This is a genomic window from Kribbella sp. NBC_01510 (assembly GCF_045040325.1).
Classification (GTDB): domain Bacteria; phylum Actinomycetota; class Actinomycetes; order Propionibacteriales; family Kribbellaceae; genus Kribbella.
The window spans coordinates 2,645,567-2,664,506 of sequence record NZ_CP109418.1 but is presented as its reverse complement, the minus strand read 5'-3'; the positions used below and the strand labels follow the sequence as shown (position 1 = coordinate 2,664,506).

Below are 18,940 nucleotides of genomic sequence, written 5' to 3'. Positions count from 1 at the left end.
GCCGACGGGTGCAGGTCGGTCAGCGGCGGTCGGTGGGCGCCGTCGCGCCGGTGGCGACCGCGTGGTCGGCGCCGCGATCGGCCGGGGAGCTGTCGTGCGACCGGACCGGGGTGATCGGGGTCAGCCGTGGGAGAGGCAGCGTGTCGGCGGCCAGGCGAACGCGGTTGCGGCCGGCGGACTTGGCGGCGTACATGGCCCGGTCGGCTCGGAGCAACAGGTCGTCGACAGTGCTGCCGTCGGCCGGGTGGACGGCCACGCCGATCGAGACGGTGAGCCGGAACGTGTCGGGGTCGAGATCCGGCTCGTCCAGTACGCCGGCGCACATCGCGGCGAGCGGGCTGGCGGCGACGGCGTTGCGGAGCCGGTCGGCAGTGACCGTCGCCTCGTCGAGGCCGGTGTCCGGCAGCGCGATCACGAACTCCTCGCCACCGAACCGGCCGATCACGTCCTTCGCCCGGATCGCACTGCGCAGGATCGTCGCGACCGCGCGGAGCGCCTCGTCGCCGACCAGGTGCCCGTGCCGGTCGTTGACCTGCTTGAAGTGGTCGATGTCGATGAGCAGCACCGCCATCGGCTCCCGCTGGGTCCGCGCGGTCCGCAACATCTCCTCAGTACGGCGCCGCCACCAGTCGACCCGGGTCAGGCTGGTCTTCGGATCCGTCTGCGCCTCGGACTCCAACTGGCCGAGCAGCAGGGCTCGCTGCGCGGTCAGCGTGATCGGGATCGCCACGAACGCGAACCACGGGCTGATCAGGCAGGCCGCGGCCAGCAGGCAGCCGAGGGTCGCGGCCGTCACGTCGGTGCAGAGATCGTCCAGCCCACCGACAGCCTCGCGCCAACTGCTGCCGGGGATGATCAGCGAGATCGCCAGGCCACACAGCACGGTGTCGGTCACGACGTACGCCATCGCGCCGGACACCATCGAGACGACCAGGCCGAGACCGCTGTCGCCGGTCAGGTCGCGAGCCCAGACGAAGACCGCGTGGGCCGCTCCGACCGCGAGCACGTACACCGCGGTCGAGAACGCCCATCGATACGGGATGCACTTGCCGGCCCGGATCCGCCACCAGATCCGGAGCAGGACGGCGACCAGGATTGCCAGCGCCGGGTGCAGGATGACGGCGGCCGCGATCATCCAAGCCGGCGCCAGGTCCTTGTGCAGCGCTCCGCCGCGACGCCGCCGGTTCTCGACCCGGCGGGCACCCTCGACCGAGATCAGCGCGGACACGGTCAGTGCGAACACCACGTCCAGGCCGCGCCAGTCCGGCCGGTCGGTGAACGCCTGCACGCCGTACCCGATCGCGGCGAGGTCGACGAGCACCACAACAGCGAACGCCGGGACCGTCAGGGTCCACAGCGCCCAGGACCGTATCGCTCGCCTACTCTGCGCAACCATCCCTCCCACCGTACGACGAGTAGGCGTCTCGTCCCAATCCGCGACGGCGCGCTGTGGATGACGAGTTGGAAACGATGGTCAATGGTTGATGATTCAGTCGTTTGATCAACGATCAAACGACTGAATTCCCTGCCTGCGCAGGGTTTACTTGTGGCGGCGGGCTGCGCCGAAGAGCCCGCGGACGATCTCGCGGCCGGCGGAGCGGGCGAACTGCTTGAAGACCGTCGAGCCGATGACCGCCTCGACCACGGACTTCTCCTGCTTCTGGGCACGCGGCCTCGGGGCCTCCGGCTGCTTGGCCTGCTCCTCCGTCCGGGCCTGCTCGGCGCCGGCCTGCACCTTGGCGGCGAGCATCTCGTACGCCGACTCCCGGTCGATCACCGCGGTGTACTTCGCGTTGTTCGGCGAAGCCTGCACCGAGGCGGTCAGCTGCTCCGCGGAGGCCGGCGCCATCAGCGACTGCGGCGCCCGCAACCGGGTCCACGCCACCGGCGTCGGCGCGCCCTTCTCGTTCATCACCGTCACGATCGCCTCGCCGATCCCGAGCTGGGTCAACACCTCGCCCAGGTCGTACGACGACGTCGGGAACGTCGACACGGTCGCCTTCAACGCCTTCGCGTCGTTCGGCGTGTGCGCCCGCAACTGGTGCTGCACCCGCGAGCCGAGCTGCGCGAGCACGTCGTCCGGCACGTCCTTCGGCGTCTGGGTGACGAAGAAGACGCCGACACCCTTCGACCGGATCAGCCGGACGGTCTGCGCGATCGCCGACAGGAACGCCTTCGACGCGTCCGCGAACAGCAGGTGCGCCTCGTCGAAGAAGAACACCAGCTTCGGCTTGTCCGCATCGCCGATCTCGGGCAGGTCGTGGAACAGGTCGGCCAGCAGCCACATCAGGAACGTCGAGAACAGGGCCGGCCGGTCCTGCAGGTTCGGCAGCTCGAGCAGCGAGATGACGCCCTTGCCGTCGCGCTGCTGCATCAGATCCGCGGTGTCGAACTCCGGCTCGCCGAAGAACGCCTCGGCGCCCTGGTCGGCGAACCCGATCAGCGACCGCAGGATCACGCCGGCGGTCGCCGCGGACAGCCCGCCGAGCTCCTTCAGGTCGTCCTTGCCCTCGTCGGACGTGAGGTGCTGGATGACCGCGCGCAGGTCCTTGATGTCGAGCAGCGTCAGTCCGGCCTTGTCGGCGTAGTGGAAGATCAGTCCGAGCGAGGACTCCTGGACGTCGTTCAGCCCCAGCACCTTGGACAGCAGCACCGGCCCGAACGACGTGATGGTGGCCCGGATCGGGATCCCGGTGCCCTGCCCGCCCAGCGCGTAGAACTCGGTCGGGAACCCGGACGCGGTCCAGTCCTGGCCGATCGACTTGGTCCGGGCCAGCAGCTTGTCGTTGCCCTCACCCGGCTGCGAGATGCCGGACAGGTCGCCCTTGATGTCGGCGGCGAACACCGCGACACCGGCCGCGGACAGCTGCTCGGCCATCAGCTGCAGCGTCTTCGTCTTACCGGTACCGGTGGCGCCCGCGACCAGGCCGTGCCGGTTCACCATCGAGAGCGGGATCCGGACCGCCGCCTCCGGTTTCGGCTCGTCGTCGACCAGCAGCGCGCCCAGCTCGATCGCCGCCCCCTCGAACGCGTAGCCCTGCTTGACGGACTCCACGACGTCGGCTGTCTCGGCCATGTCAGCGTGCCTTTCCCCGGTTGACAGAACTACCCGCTGCGCATGCTAGTGCCCCGGAGCGTGGATCGGACCGTTATCCACACCCCGGGGCACTCGGGGACCTCAGCGCATCACGACCACATGGGTCGCGCCGGCGGCGAAGGACCAGATCGTGGCCGACATCGACGCCGACACCCGGATACAGCCGTGGGAGGCCTTGTAGTTGGTGCCGAGCAGCCAGTCGGCGTGGATCTGCTTCCCGGTGGACTTGTACGTCGGGATCTGGTGGAACCCGATCCCGCAGGGCGCGAACCGGACGAAGTTGTTCAGGTACAGGCTCGCACCGTCGGTGTTCTTCCGGACCCGGGCGGCCCGCCCGCACTTCGCGCCACTCGTGTAGTTACCGGCCTTCAGGTACGTCGGATTGTCGATGATCCCGCCCTGCCGGACGACCTTGCCGCGGGCATCGATGAGCCAGACCCAGTTCTGCGTCTGGCTGATCACGATCCGGCGGCCCGTGCCCGACCGGCGCGGCACCGCCCGGACGTCACACCGCTTCGCGGTCGAGGCCATCAGCCGCGAGTACGTCGTACTGCTGAGCGAACCGGTCTGACTCAAGACGTTGGCGGCCTGGAACCGCACGGTCGCCGCCTGGGTCATGGCGCCGGCCTTGCCGTCGACCGGTCCCGCCATGCAGCCGAGCCGGTTCAGCCGGGTCTGGGCCGCCTTCACCTGGGACACCGTGATCGCGTCCGCCGGCAACGTCATACCGAGTGCGACGACCGTGATCGTGGCCGTCGCGAGGCCGAGTTTGGAAAGAATTCGCATGCGGTTAACCCCCTTGGTCGTGAGCGCTGTATCTGGCTCACTGCTCCCGATCCCGGTGGGACGTCTGACGGCACCGAAAGGTTGAGTCACCTCTCCGGGCTGTTCCGGTGACCTTCACGACCTCTCACAAGACCTTTTACCCCGCTAGACTTCGGGGGGTGATCTTCAAGCGTGTCGGGGAGGAACGCCCGTACCCGGACCATGGGCTCAAGCCGAAGGACTGGTCGTCGCTGCCGCCACGGCAGGTGCGGCTGGACGAGCTCGTGACGACCAAGGGCACTCTCGACCTGAACGCACTGCTCGACGAGGATTCGACGTTCTACGGCGATCTGTTCGCACACGTCGTGGAGTGGAAGGGCGACATGTACCTCGAGGACGGCCTGCACCGCGCCCTGCGCGCCGCGCTGCAGCAGCGTCTGGTCCTGCACGCCCGGGTTCTGGTCGTGGACTGACCATGTCTGCTCACGGGGGGTTGAGCCGATGACAGCGATCCATCCGCAACCGAGGCCACACTCGCGGATCCACTGGCGGACGCCGATCACGATGGTGATCCTGCTCGGCATCCTGGCCGGCGGCGGCTGGTGGGGCTGGAAGTCCCTGATCAACAGCAGCGCCGAGCCGACCTGCGTCGAGCAGAAGCTGCCGAACAACCGGCTGGTGCCCAAGCAGGTCGTGCTGAACGTCTACAACGGCGGTGCGAAGGCGGGCTCGGCGCAGCGGGTCGCGGATGCGTTGCAGAAGCGCGGCTTCAACATCAGCAAGATCGCGAACGAGCCCAAGGGCGACAAGATCGACGTGGTCTCGATCCGCGGCGCCAGCGAGACCGCGCCCGAGATGCTGCTGATCGCCGGCCAGCTGAATCAGAAGGCCCTCCTCATCGGCGACGGCCGCACCGACCACACCGTCGACCTGGTCATCGGCGCCGGCTTCGGCTCGGTGAAGCTCAAGGGCCTCCCCTCCGTCACCGTCCCCCCGAACGCCAACGTCTGCCTGCCCGTCATCCACACCCCCCAACCAGTCCCCTCCGGCCAGAACCCGAACTGATCAGTCGGTCGCCCCGAAGTTGCCCTTCTCTGGCGAGGTCAGGGTAGGTCAGGATCGGCGTAGACCTCCGCAGTGTTGCGCCAACGAGCGATGAGCAGCAGCACCGGGCCCGGGACGCCGAGGTCCACACTGGCCTCCCACACCTCGACGAGCTCCTGCGCGAATTCGGTCTGACCGTCGGTCGGCAGGAATCGAATCCATGGAAATACCTGCGGCAGGATGTCGAGCAGGTGGGTGGAGCGCAGGGTCGGGTTGTCCATCACAGCACGCAGGGTCCGCGCGCCAAGCTCAGCCCACTGACTCTGCACCGTTACGCGATCGACAGTGGTCAGGACCAGGTCGTCCTCGGAGCCGCGGCGGTGGACGCGGAGGGCGCGGTGCCGGCTTGCCTTCAGCTTTTCCACTGTTTCGTTGGGGCGCTGAAGCAGGTCCGAGAAGTTCACTTCCTGCAGGTCTGACATAGTTCAAAGGTAGTTCAGAACTAACCCCTAGGCAACCGAGTCGAGCTCAGAGCTGTTCGCGGCCGCGTTCGCCGAACCAGCCGGCCAGGCGGCCGGCTCGGGAGACGGCGCGGAGCCTGCGGACGGTCTGGTCGCGGAGCGGGCTGGGGGCAACGACGAGGAGGGAGTCGGCGGCGCGGAGGACGGTGCGGCGGTCCGGGACGAAGGCGCGGTCGCCGCGGATGATCAGGGAGACCGAGACGCCGGCCGGGAGGCGGAGTTCGCCGATCTCGACGCCGGCCAGGCGGGACTCGCTCGGCACGTGCACCTGGATCATGTCGGCGCCGAGCGACTCCAGCGGCGCCACGTCGATGTCCACCTCGTACGCCGCGGTCTCGTCGAGCACCCCGAGCCGGCGCGCCAGCCAGGGCAGTGACGGCCCCTGGAGCAGCGTGAACAGCAGCACCAGCACGAACACCACGTCGAAGATCCGGTCCGCCTGCGGTACGCCCTCAGCCAGCGGGATCGTCGCGAGCACGATCGGGACCGCGCCGCGCAACCCCGCCCAGGCGATGAACGTCTGCTCAGCCCACGGCAACCGGAACGGCGCCGCCGACACCGCCACCGATGCGAACCGCCCGACCACCGTCACCGCGATGCCGATCACCAACGCGAGGAGTACGTCGTTCAGCCGGAAGCGACCCGGTGACGCGAGCAGCCCAAGCATCACGAACAGCCCGATCTGGGCCAGCCACGCAATCCCGTCGACGAACGACCGAGTGGCCATCCGGTGCGGCAACTCGGCCCGTCCGAGCACCAGCGAGGTCACGTAGACGGCCGCGAACCCCGACACGTGCAGCAGCACCGCGCCACCGGCGTACGAGATGATCGCCAGCGACAGGACCGCCAGCGGATACAGACCGGCCGAGCCGAGCGCCATCCGGCGGATCAGGCCGACGCTGAGCCACCCGATCACGAACCCGAACAGCGCACCGATCACCAACTCGTAGAGCACCAGGCCGCTGAAGTACAGCAGCCCCTTCTCACCAACCTCGCCCGTGCTGACCAGAGTGACGAGCAAAACGGTTGGCGCGTCGTTCAGACCGGATTCGGCCTCCAGCGCACCCCGCAACCGCGGTCTGACCGGGACCCGCCGCAGTACCGAGAACACCGCGGCCGCGTCCGTCGGTGACGTCACGGCCCCGAGCAGTACGGCGATCTGCCAGTCCAGCCCGAGCACGAAGTGCGCCACGCAGGCCACCACGCCCACGCTGATCGCGACGCCGACAGTCGCCAGTACGACGCCCAGCGGCATCACCGGGCGCACTTCGTTCCACCGGGTGGTCAGACCACCCTCGGTCAGGATCACCACCAGCGCGGCGAACCCGAGCGCATGCGCGAGCTGGGCATTCTCGAAATGAATGTGCCCCGGCCCCGACTCGCCGAGGACGAGCCCCATCCCGAGGTAGATCAGCAGCGACGGGAGCCCGAGCCGCCCCGACAGCCGGACGGCCACCACCGCGACCAGCAGCACCGCGGCCCCGGCCAGCAGGATCCGATCGAGCTCCTCAACATCCATGTGGGGCCCCTCGTCGAGTCAGGTCCCGAGAGACGAAAACCCTGACGCATCACACAGCATCAGGGTCTCCGGCCTAACTTCCACCCGCGAAGGGTGGTTGGCGGTGGCGGAGGGATTTGAACCCTCGGACGGGGGTTGCCCGTCACGCGCTTTCGAGGCGCGCTCCTTCGGCCGCTCGGACACGCCACCGCCGGAGAGGCTATCAAGGTCTGTGCCCGATAAAGAAATCGCGGAGCCGGGCACCCGCCTCGTCGGCCATCACGCCGCCCACGACCTCGGGCCGATGGTTGAGCCGCCGATCCCGGACGACGTCCCAGAGTGAACCCACGGCCCCCGCCTTCTCGTCGTACGCCGCGAAGATCAGCCGGTCCAGCCGGGACAGCACGATCGCGCCGGCGCACATCGTGCACGGCTCCAGCGTGACGACCAGCGTGCACCCGGTCAGCCGCCACTCGCCGACGTGCCGAGCGGCGGCGCGGATCGCGAGCACCTCGGCATGCGCGGTCGGATCGCCGGTCGCCTCCCGCTCGTTGTGGCCGCGGCCGATCACCGTGCCGTCGGCGTCCACGACGATCGCCCCGATCGGTACGTCGGGCCGCGCCTTCTCCCCCTCCGCCAGCGCGAGTGTCATCAACCGCCCCCACTCGCGCCGCAGCGCCGGACTAGCCAACGGCTTCGATCGCCTCGTGGAACTGGTTGCCGAACCCGAGTGCGTCGGCGATCTCCTCCAGCATCTCCTCCGGATAGAGGTCGACGTCGTCGCACAGCGCGCCCAGATCCATCGCGCTCATGCCGAGGTCGGCGATGATCGCCAGGTCGCCGGCCGGGACCTGCTCGTCGTCGTCATCGGCGAGCGGGATGTCGAGCTCGTCCACCACCTGCCGGGCCAGCGGCCACTCGGTCGCGGCGGTGACATCGGAGATCAGCAACCGGGCCCGGCCGCCGATCACCCGCAACAGGATGAAGAAGTCCTCGTCGACCGAGAGCATGCCCAGGACACCGGCCTCGCCCGGGTAGCGCCGGAGCGCGGACACCACCGTGGACAGGTCCGGCTCACCGCGCAGCACCAGCGGTGTGACGGTCCAGACCCCGTCCTCGGTGTAAGCGGCGACCGCGAAATCGAGATCGGTGGTCATCGGCCCAGCCGTGGCATCAGACACCGGATCATCGTCGCAGACAAGCGCTCCGCACGGGAGGCATTCGCGATCTCGACGCGATATCAGATCCACGAACACCGGTCAACGGTCAGTGACCGTACGTCGCTCTCCGCAGGGCTACGCGGAGCCGCCGGAGCCGGGCGCGCCGGCAGGGGGCAGATTCCGGTGCCCGGAAAGCAGAGCACAGTCGAGTCTGACAGCGAGCGCGCTTTCCCGCCGCGAATCGCCGACGGTACCGTTCCGGCTTATGCAGATCCTCGTCGTGGACCACCCGCTCGTCGCCCACAAGCTCACCGCGCTGCGGGATGAGCACACGGACTCACCCACCTTCCGGCGACTGACCGAGGAACTCGTCACGCTGCTCGCCTACGAGGCGACCCGGGACGTCCGCACCGGTCCGGTCACCGTCCAGACGCCGGTCGCGGAGGCCCAGGGCGTCAAGCTGACCGCGCCGAAGCCGCTGGTGGTGCCGATCCTGCGGGCCGGCCTCGGCATGCTCGAGGGCATGTCCCGGCTGCTGCCGACCGCGGAGGTCGGCTTCCTCGGCATGATCCGGAACGAGGAGACCCTGACGGCCTCGACGTACGCCGAACGGCTGCCGGAGGACCTGTCCGGTCGGCAGTGCTACGTGCTCGACCCGATGCTGGCCACCGGCGGCACGCTGGCCGCGGCGATCCAGTTCCTGGTCGACCGGGGCGCCGACCACATCACCGCGATCTGCCTGCTCGCGGCGCCCGAAGGCGTGCAGCGGATCGAGCAGGAGCTGGCCGATCTCCACATCCCGTGCAACCTCGTCATCGCGGGGATGGACTCGCATCTGAACGAGAAGGGCTACATCGTGCCCGGCCTGGGCGACGCCGGGGACCGGCTGTACGGCGTCGCCCAGTAGCAGTCAGACGAGCTTGGTCCGGTAGAAGAGGTTGGCCCGGCGGTCACCAGTGACGCCGGAGGCGAACCCGAAGCAGAGCCGCGGGGCTCCGAGGTGGTCGACGTACACACCGACGCCTTCGGCCTCGCGGTAGACCAGGTCGGCACCGTCCAGGATCTTCACCGACTCGACGACCTCGCCGCAGTTGATGTCGTAGCACCAGAGCTTCGACGTCGCCTTCTCCGGACCGGGTTCGCCGGCGTACGCCTCGCCTTCCCAGAGGTAGACGTACGAGCCGTACAGTGCCCAGCCCTGGAAGTCGATGTCGGCGGTCATCGGCGGTTGCTTGAACGAGGCAACAGGATTCGAGAAGTTGCCCGCCCGCGCGGCCGCCAGCGAGTACACGTTGATGTGAAAGCCGTCCGCCAGCGTGTGGCGGATCCCGATCCGGCCGTGCCGCTGGTCCACCGAGGGTGTGAACACGGCGCCGTCCGCGACCGGCTTCCACTTCCGCAGGCCTGGGGAGTCCTTGGTCAGCGTCGCGCCGTCCTGCCAACGGAAGCGGGCGATCTGCCGGCCACGCCCGTTGGCCGTGTCCACGTCGGTTTCGGTCCACAGGTACGTCGTACGCCCGACGGTCTCGGCCCCGATCGAGACGGCGTGGCCGAACCCACTCAGGTACATCTGGCCGACGACGTCACCGCTCATCGTCAGTTGGGTCAGGGTCAGGTCGCCGCTGTTGGCGCCGGTCTTCGAGCGCAGCTGACCGGTGAAGAGCCGCTGGTTCCAGGTGTCGAACGCGATCGACTGCATGACGGTGACATCGGCCAGCGGTTTGCTGCGGAACAGCTCACCGCCCGGTCCGTCCAAGGCGAAGCGTCGAGTGGGCAGCAGGTCGAGCGTACGGGCGGAGGCCGGTAGGCCGACCGCGCCTGCGACGAGCATCGCACCGGCACCAGTGAGCAATCCACGGCGGGAGAGGTTGTCCATATCGCCCGACCGTAAGCGTTTTACCGCGAACTGTCAGCAGTCCGCACGAATTTTTCTGCGAACTACTCAGAGATCAGTGTTAGAACGCATAGGGGTACGGCGACCAGTCCGCCGGGCGCTTCTCCAGGAACGAGTCGCGACCCTCGGCGGCCTCGTCGGTGCCGTAGGCGAGGCGGGTCGCCTCGCCGGCGAACAGCTGCTGCCCGACCAGTCCGTCGTCGATCAGGTTGAACGCGTACTTCAGCATCCGTTGCGCGGTCGGCGACTTCGCGCAGATCTTCTTGCCCCACTCGAGCGCGACCGTCTCGAGCTCGGCGTGCGGCACGACCTTGTTCACCATGCCCATCCGGTACGCGTCCTCGGCGGAGTACTCGTCACCGAGGAAGAAGATCTCCCGCGCGAACTTCTGCCCGACCTGCCGGGCCAGGTACGCCGACCCGAAGCCACCGTCGAACGACGCGACATCCGCGTCCGTCTGCTTGAACCGCGCATGCTCCGCGGACGCCAGCGTCAGGTCCGCGACCACGTGCAGGCTGTGCCCGCCGCCCGCGGCCCAGCCCGGTACGACGCAGATGACGACCTTCGACATGAAGCGGATCAACCGCTGCACCTCGAGGATGTGCAGCCGCCCGGCCTTCGCCGGATCGATGCTCTCGGCCGTGGTGCCCTCGGCGTACTTGTAACCGTCCTTGCCGCGGATCCGCTGGTCGCCACCCGAGCAGAACGCCCACCCGCCGTCCTTCGGCGACGGGCCGTTGCCGGTGAGCAGCACGCAACCGACGTCGGTCGACATCCGCGCGTGGTCCATCACCCGGTACAACTCGTCGACGGTGTGCGGCCGGAACGCGTTACGTACCTCAGGCCGGTTGAACGCGATCCGCACCACCCCGGCGTCGACCGCCCGGTGATAGGTGATGTCGGTCAGGTCGAAACCGTCCACCTGCTTCCAGGCCGACGGGTCGAAGATCTCGGAGACATGCGCGGCATCGGTCACGCCGCGAGCATATTTCAGCCGCGTGCGGTGCTTTCCCGCAGCACGACCTCGGCCTTGAACGTCTCGGTGGTCGCGTCGCCGCCCTCGATCGCCAGCTCCAGCGCCCGCCGGCCCATCTGCTCCAGCGGCAGCCGGACCGTCGTGAGTCCCGGCCAGACGTCCCGCAGCGTGGCGATGTCGTCGAATCCGGCCACTCCCAGCCGGCCAGGTACGTCGACCCCGCGCGCACGCAAAGCGGACATCGCACCGACCGCCATCACGTCGTTCACCGCGAACAGACAGTCAACGTCGGCCTGCCGATCCAGCAGCACCCCGGCAGCGGCGTACCCACCGTCGCGGGTGAACTCGCCGGCCTCGACCGCCACCGGCTGCAAGCCGGCCTCGGCCAGTCCCGCAACGAATCCGTCCCGGCGGTCCCGCGCCGTGGCGAGAGTGTCCGGCCCACCCAGTACGGCGAACTTCCGCCAGCCGAGCCCGATCAGCTCGCGCGCCAACGCCGCCGCGCCGGAACGGTTGTCCGGCTCGATCGTGTGGGCCGGCATGCCGGACTGGCTGACCAGCGCCAAACCGGCACCGGAGCTGAGGAACGTCTCGACCTCGGTCGCGGTCCGGGCCAGGCTCTCGGCGTCGGTCCGCCGGCTGCCGATCATCACCGCGGCCCGCGCCCGCTGCGCCCGCAACGACGACAGATAAGCGATCTCGCGCTCCGAGTCCCGGAACGTGCTGGCCATCATCACCAGCAGATGGCGCTCGTCCGCGGCGCGCATCACGCCGTTCGCGATCGCGGCGAAGTACGGGTCCTCGATGTCGTGGACCAGGATGCCGACCAGGTTCGTCGACGACTTCGCCAGCGCCTGCGCCTGCGCGTTCGGCGTGTAGCCGAGCTCGTCCGCGGCCGCCTTGACCCGTTCCTGCAACTCGGGGCGGGGCACTCGATCCCCGCCGTTGAGCACGCGGGAGGCAGTCGCCACCGACACGCCCGCGCGCTGTGCCACGTCCAGCAATGTCACCGGTGCTCGCAGATTCACTGGCCTACCCTTTCCTGCTCTCCCCCCAGGGGTGGTGGCGGTCACCTTATCGGAATCAGTGTCTCGTTACGCTGTGTCGCCGGGAAGTGCTTACCAATCTCGGCAGAACCTGGCTTTGCGGCGCGGGAGTGACTAGCCTTCCGAGCCATGACGACCGTCCGCGCCAGGGTGACGATCCTGGTCTCGTCCACCGTGCTCAGCCTGGCGACCGTGACCGGTCCGGCCATGGCTGCCCCGATCCCGGACGACCCCGGTGCCGGCGCCGGACCGGCCGCCACTTCGAGCGTGCCGGAGCACATCGACACGGCCACGAAGAGCACTCAGCCGGTCTACGACTACGACGCCGCGATCCGCGAGTCCGTGTACGTCGACACCACGATGGACACCGACTCCGACGGCAAGGACGACGTGATCGCCGTCGACATCGTCCGGCCGGTCGAGACCGCGCTGGCCGGGGTGAAGATCCCGGTGATCATGGACGCTTCGCCGTACTACTCGTGCTGTGGTCGCGGCAACGAGAGCGAGAAGAAGACGTACGACGAGAACGGCGTCATCCAGAAGATGCCGTTGTACTACGACAACTACTTCGTCCCGCGGGGCTACGCGGTGATCGGCGTCGACATCGTCGGCACCGGCCGCTCGACCGGCTGCGGCGACGTCGGCGGCAAGGACGAGATCGACTCCGTGGTCGACGTGATCGACTGGCTGAACGGCCGCAACACCGCGCACACCGCGGACGGCCGCCAGGTCAAGGCGACCTGGACCACCGGCTCCGTCGGGATGATCGGCAAGTCCTACGACGGCACCCTGGCGAACGGGGTCGCGGCGACCGGCGTCAAAGGCCTGAAGACGATCGTACCGATCTCGGCGATCTCCTCGTGGTACGACTACACCCGCTCCGGCGGCGTACCGTACTCCGACGACTACATGCCCTGGCTGGGCGGCTACGTCGGTCACGACAGCCCTGCCTGTGAAGCGGTTCGGGGCGAGCTCGGTGACAACGACGACGACGAGACCGGCGACTACACCGCCTTCTGGTCCGAGCGTGACTACCTGAAGGACGCCGGCAACGTGAAGGCGTCCGTCTTCATGACGCACGGGCTCAGTGACTACAACGTCCAGACGAACCACTTCTCCCAGTGGTGGACCGCACTGTCGAAGAACAACGTGCCCCGGAAGCTGTGGCTGGGTCTTGAAGACCACGTCGATCCTTTCGAGTTCCGTCGTGACGCCTGGGTGGACGAGCTGCACAAGTGGTTCGACTACTGGCTGCAGGGATTGCAGAACGGCGTCATGAAGGAGCCGATGGCAACGATCGAGACCGCGCCCGATGTCTGGCGCAGCTACCAGACCTGGCCGGCCGTGAACCGTCCCATCTCCGTGCCGCTGTCCGCGGGCAAACTAGGTGCCCAGGGCAAGGGATCGGTGACGATCACGGACGACCCGGACCTGACCGAGGACGACATCGTCGCCGACCCGACCACGGTGATCGCCGGCAGGCAGATGTTCCTGTCCGCGCCACTGCCGGTGCCGATCCGCATCAGCGGTACGTCGTCGGTCACGCTCAAGCTCAAGTCCGACTCGACCACGACGCCGGTCACCGCCCGCCTGATCGAGTACGGCGACGCCCAGCGGTACACCGGGGTCCGGCGTACCGACGTGAGCTCCTGCGAAGGCGCGAGTACGGACTATGACGACAGCTGCTACTACACCGTCGAGAAGCTGACCGCACAGAGCGACCACGGCATCATCAGCCGCGGCTGGATCGACGCCGCCCACAGCAAGTCCCTGAGCAAGCCGACTCCGCTCACCCCCGGCCAGTGGACCACCGTCACCGTTCCCCTCCGCGCCCAGGACGAGGTGATCCCGAAGGGCCGCATCCTAGGCCTCGCGATCACCCTCTCCGACACCGAGTGGACCAGCCCCAACGACACCGGCGCCACCATCGACATCGACCTCGCCGGCAGCAAACTCAACCTCCCCGTCACCTCCGGCACGATCGCCGCCCCCACCAAACTCACCCCCATCGACGTCGACATCACCACCCCCACCCAACGCCCCGACCTCCACGACCCCACCAACTAACCTGGTCCGACCCCGCCCCGTTCGCCGAGTCGTGGATTTGGGTTGATTCCATCGCCGTTGCGCAGCCCTGAGTCACGACTCGGGTTTCGTACCTCCCGCCGGATGCCACGACTCGAAGTCCCTGTGGATAAAGGGGATGGGGTGGTCGTAGGGCTGGGAGAATGGTGGGATGTTGTTCACGGCGGCGCAGGCACAGGCGGCGGGGATGTCGCGCGGGGTGTTGCGTGGTGTGGGATACCGCCGAGTGCTGGGGTCTGTGTACGTGGCTGCCAGTGTCGCGGTGACGCCCCGGTTGCGCGCCGAGGCCGCATTGCTTTTGATGCCTGGTGCCGTGGTGAGCCACCACACCGCCTTGAACTTGTGGGTCGCGGACGCACCGGCCGGTGACGACGTACATGTGAGTGTCCGCCGTGATCCCCATCGAACCCTGCCGCGCATCCATGGTCTGCGCGTTCACGAAGTACACAACCTCGAGTGCGTGCTGCGGGTCGGACTGCCGCTGACGCCCCCCGACCGCACGTTCCTCGACGTCGCCCCGTACTGCGACCTGACCGAACTCGTCACGGCCGGCGATTCGCTGGTACGGCGCGCTGGGGCAGACCCCGAGCACCTGAGAGAGATGGCGTCGGCGGCGATCGGCGTACGTGGTGTCCGGCTCGCCCGGGAAGCGGCCGCACTCGTTCGGCGCGGGGTCGACTCGCCCATGGAATCGCGGCTACGGCTCCTGCTCGTCCTAGCCGGTCTCCCCGAGCCCGCGGTCGGCCGAGTGATCTACGACGCCGACGGAGGCTGGCTGGCGAAACCGGACCTGTGCTACCCGGACCTCAAGGTCGCGATCGAGTACGACGGGCGACACCACGTACTCGATCTCCGCCAATGGCGGCGAGACATCCGCCGGCGCGAGAACCTCGAGCGCGAAGGCTGGCTCGTCCGCGTCATCACAGCCCACGACCTCCTCGAGTCCCCCACCACCGTCATCGCCCGCATCTCCCAAGACCTCCACACCCGCCGCCACCACCTGGCCGCTTAGCCCATCGAGTCGTGAATGGCGGCTCTCATCCGGCCCGGATCCGAGCGCGAACCACGACTCGGCGAGTTACTTGCCTTCGGCTACGTAGTGCATGGGGTCGCCGAAGCCCAGGTCGGTGATGCCGGCGGTGTAGAAGGCGCCGATCAGGAGGGAGCGGCGGTGGGCGGCGAAGGTGAGTACGTGCGCGACCATGCCGCCGTACGTGAAGACTCGTGGTGGTTCGCAGGTCGTGTCGACGAAGCTCTCGTCGAAACGGCCCTCCTCGTTCAACTGGTTGACCAGGGCAACGAAGCGGGAACCCGCGATCGCGTGCCGCTCACGCAGTTCGGAGATCGGCGTGACCACCTGCCGCCCGCACTCCGGCACCTGGAACGGCCGGTCCTCCACCGACGCCAGCCACATCTCCTCCTGCCAGACCAGCCGATCCAGCAGATACCGGATCGAGATGTCGTCGTCGATCCCTTCCACCGACAGCTCGATCGGCCGGTCCAGCGCCGCCGCGTCCAGCCGGGCGCCGCGCTCGATCATCTCGCCGGTCAACCAGACGTGATGCTCGACCATCCTGACCAGTACGTCCATCCCTCTCACCTCTCTCCGCGCCGGCAGCCTCAAACCCGCCGGCGGCTGAAAATGAACCCCACTCGGCGCCGTCAGGAAGAACACCCGCGACGCCTCCCGCCGCCACTCCCGCGGCGACATCCCATAAGCCCTGGCGAACGCCCGAGTGAACGCCTCGTGCGACCCGTACCCCGCCTCCACCGCCACATCCAGTACGGCGACCTGCTCAACCAGCAACCGGTACGCCGCCCGCTCCAGCAACACCCGCCGCCGGAACGCGAACGGCGACTCCCCCGCCACCGCCCCGATCACCCGATCGAAATGGAATCGCGACAAATGCACCCGTCCGGCCAGCCCGGCCCCGTTCACCACCGCAGTTCCCGGCCCGGCCATCCCCTCAGCCACCACCGCCACGAACTCCTCGAACACATCCGCCATGCCCCCACTGTGCCCGACCCACCCCCGCCGCATTTGATCGAAATTGCGGACCTGTCAATCACGCCCGAGGCGATCACTCGCGCACCCCGTGCGGTCGCGCCGGGTGCTGCCTACCGGAGTACTCCGCAGTGTGTAGTAGTGTGGTCAGTAGAGCACCGGGAGGGCGGTCTGAGGGGTCCGGCCTTCCGGTGCGTTAGGGAGGTTGGGATGGACACGAGCCAGTTACTCAAAGGCGTGCTGGATCTGGCGGTGCTTGCCGTGTTGCGGGACGCCGACGGGTACGGGTACGACGTGCTGCGGCGGCTGCGGGCCGCGGGGCTGGAGGATGTCGCGGACGCGTCGGTGTACGGGACGTTGCGGCGGTTGTTCGCGGCCGGCGCGTTGACGTCGTACGTGCAGCCGAGTGAGGAAGGGCCGCACCGGAAGTACTACGGGCTGAACAAGACCGGCCGCGAACTGCTCCAACAGTCCACCAAGACCTGGAACCACTTCGCCGACACCATGTCGGTGTTGCTGCTGGAGAAGGAGGCCGCGTGAACAGCACTCTGACCGGAGCGGTCGCGATCTACCTGGCCCAGGTGCGGGCCGAACTCAGCGACCTGCCACCGGGCGAACTGGAGGATGTGCTCGACGACGTCAGTGGTCACCTCACCGAGGTGGCCGCCGAGTTCGAGGGCGAGTCGACCATCGCGGCCTTGCAGGAGCGTCTGGGCACACCACAGCAGTACGCCGACGAACTGCGCACCGCGGCCGGGTATCCACCGCGGACCCAGCCGGTCGGCGACGCCCATCTCGACGCCGGCTGGAAGGCGCTGCGCTGGGGCCTGATCGCGGCCACCGCCGGACCGTTCTTCATTGCCGTCGGCATCTTCGCGTGGCAGCAGGACGCGACCGCGTTCTTCGGTCTGCTCGGACTCGCGGTGCTGTTCGGCGGGGCCTTCCTCGGCGTACGGGCGCTGCACGGCAACGACCCGCGGATCGTCCTCGACACCCCGCACGGTGCCCGCGGCACCGCCGCCATCCACGCGTGGATCGAGCAGATCCCGCCGCATGCCCGCCGCGAGCTGGTCAGCATCGGCCAGCCGGTCTGGTGGGTCGCCCGCGGTGTGATCGGCGCCGGCGGCTTCTTCGCGTTGTTCGGCGCGAACTCGGTCACCGTGGTCGGCTCGATCGCCGGCGCCGCGGTGTCGATCTGGATCGGCCGCAAGACGCAGCAGGACCGGCGCTGGCTCTGGTACGTCGTACCGCTCAACGTCGTCGCGGCGATCGCGGTCCCGGCCTTCCTCGCCGCCGCGTACGCCGGTACGTCGTTCGGCGTGTTCTCCAACTACAACGACTACCGCGGCGGCTCGTCGGCGTACAACCCGCCGTCGAACGGCCTGACGCTGGACGGGAAGCAGGTCTCGAACATCTACCCGTTCGATGCCCAGGGCAAGCAGGTCGACGTCCGGCTGTACGACCAGGACGGCAACCCGATCAGCCTGCCGCTGCAGGACTGCGCGACGAACTACGGCTCCGGCGACCGGGACACGACCAGCAACCTCTTCCCGCAGGCCGTGGTCAGCCCGGACGAGAACGGCAACTCGGACCCGGAGAACTGCAAGGACACCAGCAAGGCCCCGTTCGTCCCGCCCCCGGCGCCGGCCACCCGCACAGAGCCGAGCCCGACACCGAAGCCCAGCTCCGGACCGACCCCGAAGCCGTCGCCCCCGCGCCCGGGCGTGACGCTGACGGTGCAGCCCAGCCGCTAGGCCGCGAGCAGCTTGGTGAGGCGGACGGCTCCGGCCGGTGCGGGTTCGGTGGAGAGCGTGTAACCGGCCTTTTGGTACAGCTGAATGTTGCGGTCGCTGTGTTCGCCGGTGAACAGCCCAGCGGCCGTGACTCCGTACGGCGCCTGGGCCTCGGCGAAGGCCAGCAAGCGCCGGCCCAAACCGGTGTGACGCTGGTCCGGGGCAACCATCAGCCGGCCGATCTCCCAGCTGTCCCCCTCACGCCGCGCCCGCACCGAGCCGACGAGACGCCCGGCGGATCGCACGCACCAGGTGGACCAGGTGCGCAGACCGGCCACGACCTCGGCCTCCGACTCCACCAGGGCCGGCAGATCGAGCCGTGAGTTGGCGATCGCCTCGTCGACCCAGCAGCACCGCTGCAGCACCAACAGTTCGGCCGCATCCCCGAGCACAGCGGGCACGATCGCGGCCGACTCGAGCGCACTTGTCCCCGTGTCCTCCCGGTACAACGGCCGCAGGACGCCGGCCACCCGACTGAGCTGGCGCAATGCATCGCGGGCCCGCACGGCCAATCGCTCCGAGTTGATCACAACGCCATCCTGCAGATCATCGGCGATCCGGAGAAAGATGTCGCTCCCGATCGGCAGCATCCGCAAGGACGCCGCCACGCCCCGAGCCATCTGGACACCGCGGGTCCCGGCCGAGGTGTTCCCGTACCCGATGAACAGGCACGGCTTCCACGCCCACTCGGCGTACAGATAGTCGAACGCGTTCTTGAGCGTGGCCGGCATCGCGTAGTTGTACTCGCTCGTCACGAAGACGAGGGCGTCCGCCGCCGCCACCCGCCGGCTCCAGGACCGGGTGTGCTCGTGCAGGTAGTTCCCGCTCGACGGATGCTCCGGCTCGTCGAGGAACGGCAGGCCGACCTCGGCCAGATCCGCCACCTCGAGGCGCACCCCGAGCTCGGCCGCCACCTCCGCCGTGGCACCGGCGAACCACTGCGCAACCGCCGGCCCCAGCCGCCCGGGGCGAGTGCTGGCAATGACCAGCAGAATTGTCTTTGACATGTCAACGAGCGTACACCTGTTCTTTGACACGTCAAAGAAGTACGATCGG

19 protein-coding genes and 1 tRNA gene are annotated in these 18,940 nt (G+C 68.5%); 7 read left to right on the top strand and 13 right to left on the bottom strand.

Going from position 1 to position 18,940, the window contains the following annotated elements; all coding sequences use genetic code 11:
- Window positions 1-19 precede the first annotated feature (19 nt).
- The 3 genes from OG558_RS13295 to OG558_RS13285 all read right to left on the bottom strand — a co-directional run bounded on the left by OG558_RS13295 (window position 20) and on the right by OG558_RS13285 (window position 3,883).
- Window positions 20-1,396 carry a diguanylate cyclase gene (locus tag OG558_RS13295; RefSeq protein WP_405070512.1) on the bottom strand — a complete coding sequence of 459 codons (1,377 nt, stop codon included), beginning with the start codon at window positions 1,394-1,396 and terminating at the stop codon, window positions 20-22.
- 144 nt (window positions 1,397-1,540) lie between these two features.
- Window positions 1,541-3,076: a helicase HerA-like domain-containing protein gene (locus OG558_RS13290; protein ID WP_405070511.1), complete on the bottom strand. Its 1,536-nt coding sequence runs from the start codon at window positions 3,074-3,076 to the stop codon at window positions 1,541-1,543.
- A gap of 102 nt (window positions 3,077-3,178) precedes the next feature.
- The gene (locus tag OG558_RS13285) at window positions 3,179-3,883 is read right to left on the bottom strand and encodes a peptidoglycan-binding protein (protein WP_405070510.1); all 705 of its coding nucleotides are present in this window, start codon (window positions 3,881-3,883) and stop codon (window positions 3,179-3,181) included.
- A gap of 158 nt (window positions 3,884-4,041) precedes the next feature.
- Between OG558_RS13285 and OG558_RS13280 the strand changes: the two genes are divergently transcribed.
- The gene (locus OG558_RS13280) at window positions 4,042-4,335 is read left to right on the top strand and encodes a type II toxin-antitoxin system VapB family antitoxin (protein ID WP_328525222.1); all 294 of its coding nucleotides are present in this window, start codon (window positions 4,042-4,044) and stop codon (window positions 4,333-4,335) included.
- Window positions 4,336-4,363: 28 nt separating this feature from the next.
- A complete protein-coding gene (locus tag OG558_RS13275) occupies window positions 4,364-4,927 on the top strand; it encodes a LytR C-terminal domain-containing protein (protein WP_329483515.1) in 564 nt (187 codons plus the stop codon).
- A gap of 38 nt (window positions 4,928-4,965) precedes the next feature.
- Here OG558_RS13275 and OG558_RS13270 read toward each other — a convergent pair whose 3' ends face one another.
- From OG558_RS13270 to OG558_RS13250, 5 genes are all read right to left on the bottom strand, one after another.
- On the bottom strand, window positions 4,966-5,388 hold the full coding sequence (locus OG558_RS13270) for a hypothetical protein (protein ID WP_405070509.1): 423 nt from the start codon (window positions 5,386-5,388) through the stop codon (window positions 4,966-4,968).
- Between the two features lie 46 nt (window positions 5,389-5,434).
- Window positions 5,435-6,946, bottom strand: coding sequence for a potassium/proton antiporter (locus tag OG558_RS13265; RefSeq protein WP_405070508.1), 1,512 nt, complete (start codon window positions 6,944-6,946; stop codon window positions 5,435-5,437).
- A gap of 98 nt (window positions 6,947-7,044) precedes the next feature.
- Window positions 7,045-7,135: transfer RNA gene (locus tag OG558_RS13260), tRNA-Ser, on the bottom strand.
- Window positions 7,136-7,148: 13 nt separating this feature from the next.
- Complete coding sequence (locus OG558_RS13255) at window positions 7,149-7,577, bottom strand: nucleoside deaminase (RefSeq protein ID WP_405070506.1); 429 nt, start codon at window positions 7,575-7,577, stop codon at window positions 7,149-7,151.
- Window positions 7,578-7,608: 31 nt separating this feature from the next.
- Window positions 7,609-8,106: a tRNA adenosine deaminase-associated protein gene (locus OG558_RS13250; RefSeq protein WP_405070505.1), complete on the bottom strand. Its 498-nt coding sequence runs from the start codon at window positions 8,104-8,106 to the stop codon at window positions 7,609-7,611.
- Window positions 8,107-8,350: 244 nt separating this feature from the next.
- On the opposite strand from OG558_RS13250, the gene upp reads away from it, so the two are divergent.
- Complete coding sequence (upp, locus tag OG558_RS13245; RefSeq protein WP_329483510.1) at window positions 8,351-8,992, top strand: uracil phosphoribosyltransferase; 642 nt, start codon at window positions 8,351-8,353, stop codon at window positions 8,990-8,992.
- Window positions 8,993-8,995: 3 nt separating this feature from the next.
- On the opposite strand, the gene OG558_RS13240 is transcribed toward upp, so the two are convergent.
- From OG558_RS13240 to OG558_RS13230, 3 genes are all read right to left on the bottom strand, one after another.
- The gene (locus tag OG558_RS13240) at window positions 8,996-9,961 is read right to left on the bottom strand and encodes a hypothetical protein (RefSeq protein WP_405070504.1); all 966 of its coding nucleotides are present in this window, start codon (window positions 9,959-9,961) and stop codon (window positions 8,996-8,998) included.
- A 79-nt stretch (window positions 9,962-10,040) separates the two neighbouring features.
- Window positions 10,041-10,955 carry a 1,4-dihydroxy-2-naphthoyl-CoA synthase gene (locus OG558_RS13235; protein WP_328525214.1) on the bottom strand — a complete coding sequence of 305 codons (915 nt, stop codon included), beginning with the start codon at window positions 10,953-10,955 and terminating at the stop codon, window positions 10,041-10,043.
- Between the two features lie 14 nt (window positions 10,956-10,969).
- Window positions 10,970-11,983, bottom strand: coding sequence for a LacI family DNA-binding transcriptional regulator (locus OG558_RS13230; protein WP_329483508.1), 1,014 nt, complete (start codon window positions 11,981-11,983; stop codon window positions 10,970-10,972).
- Window positions 11,984-12,130: 147 nt separating this feature from the next.
- On the opposite strand from OG558_RS13230, the gene OG558_RS13225 reads away from it, so the two are divergent.
- The gene (locus OG558_RS13225) at window positions 12,131-14,068 is read left to right on the top strand and encodes a Xaa-Pro dipeptidyl-peptidase (RefSeq protein WP_405070503.1); all 1,938 of its coding nucleotides are present in this window, start codon (window positions 12,131-12,133) and stop codon (window positions 14,066-14,068) included.
- 169 nt (window positions 14,069-14,237) lie between these two features.
- Window positions 14,238-15,098 (top strand): hypothetical protein, encoded by an 861-nt coding sequence (locus OG558_RS13220; RefSeq protein ID WP_405070502.1) that lies wholly within the window; start codon window positions 14,238-14,240, stop codon window positions 15,096-15,098.
- A gap of 66 nt (window positions 15,099-15,164) precedes the next feature.
- On the opposite strand, the gene OG558_RS13215 is transcribed toward OG558_RS13220, so the two are convergent.
- Window positions 15,165-16,094 (bottom strand): helix-turn-helix domain-containing protein, encoded by a 930-nt coding sequence (locus tag OG558_RS13215; protein ID WP_405070501.1) that lies wholly within the window; start codon window positions 16,092-16,094, stop codon window positions 15,165-15,167.
- A 207-nt stretch (window positions 16,095-16,301) separates the two neighbouring features.
- On the opposite strand from OG558_RS13215, the gene OG558_RS13210 reads away from it, so the two are divergent.
- Both OG558_RS13210 and OG558_RS13205 read left to right on the top strand, forming a co-directional pair.
- The gene (locus OG558_RS13210) at window positions 16,302-16,631 is read left to right on the top strand and encodes a PadR family transcriptional regulator (RefSeq protein ID WP_329483504.1); all 330 of its coding nucleotides are present in this window, start codon (window positions 16,302-16,304) and stop codon (window positions 16,629-16,631) included.
- Entirely contained in the window at window positions 16,628-17,845 is a 1,218-nt protein-coding gene (locus OG558_RS13205) for a DUF1700 domain-containing protein (RefSeq protein ID WP_405070500.1), read from the top strand. The genes OG558_RS13210 and OG558_RS13205 overlap by 4 nt, the downstream gene beginning before the upstream one ends.
- Here the strand turns inward: OG558_RS13205 and OG558_RS13200 are convergent.
- Window positions 17,842-18,891 (bottom strand): GNAT family N-acetyltransferase, encoded by a 1,050-nt coding sequence (locus OG558_RS13200; RefSeq protein ID WP_405070499.1) that lies wholly within the window; start codon window positions 18,889-18,891, stop codon window positions 17,842-17,844. The genes OG558_RS13205 and OG558_RS13200 overlap by 4 nt on opposite strands.
- Window positions 18,892-18,940: the final 49 nt, after the last annotated feature.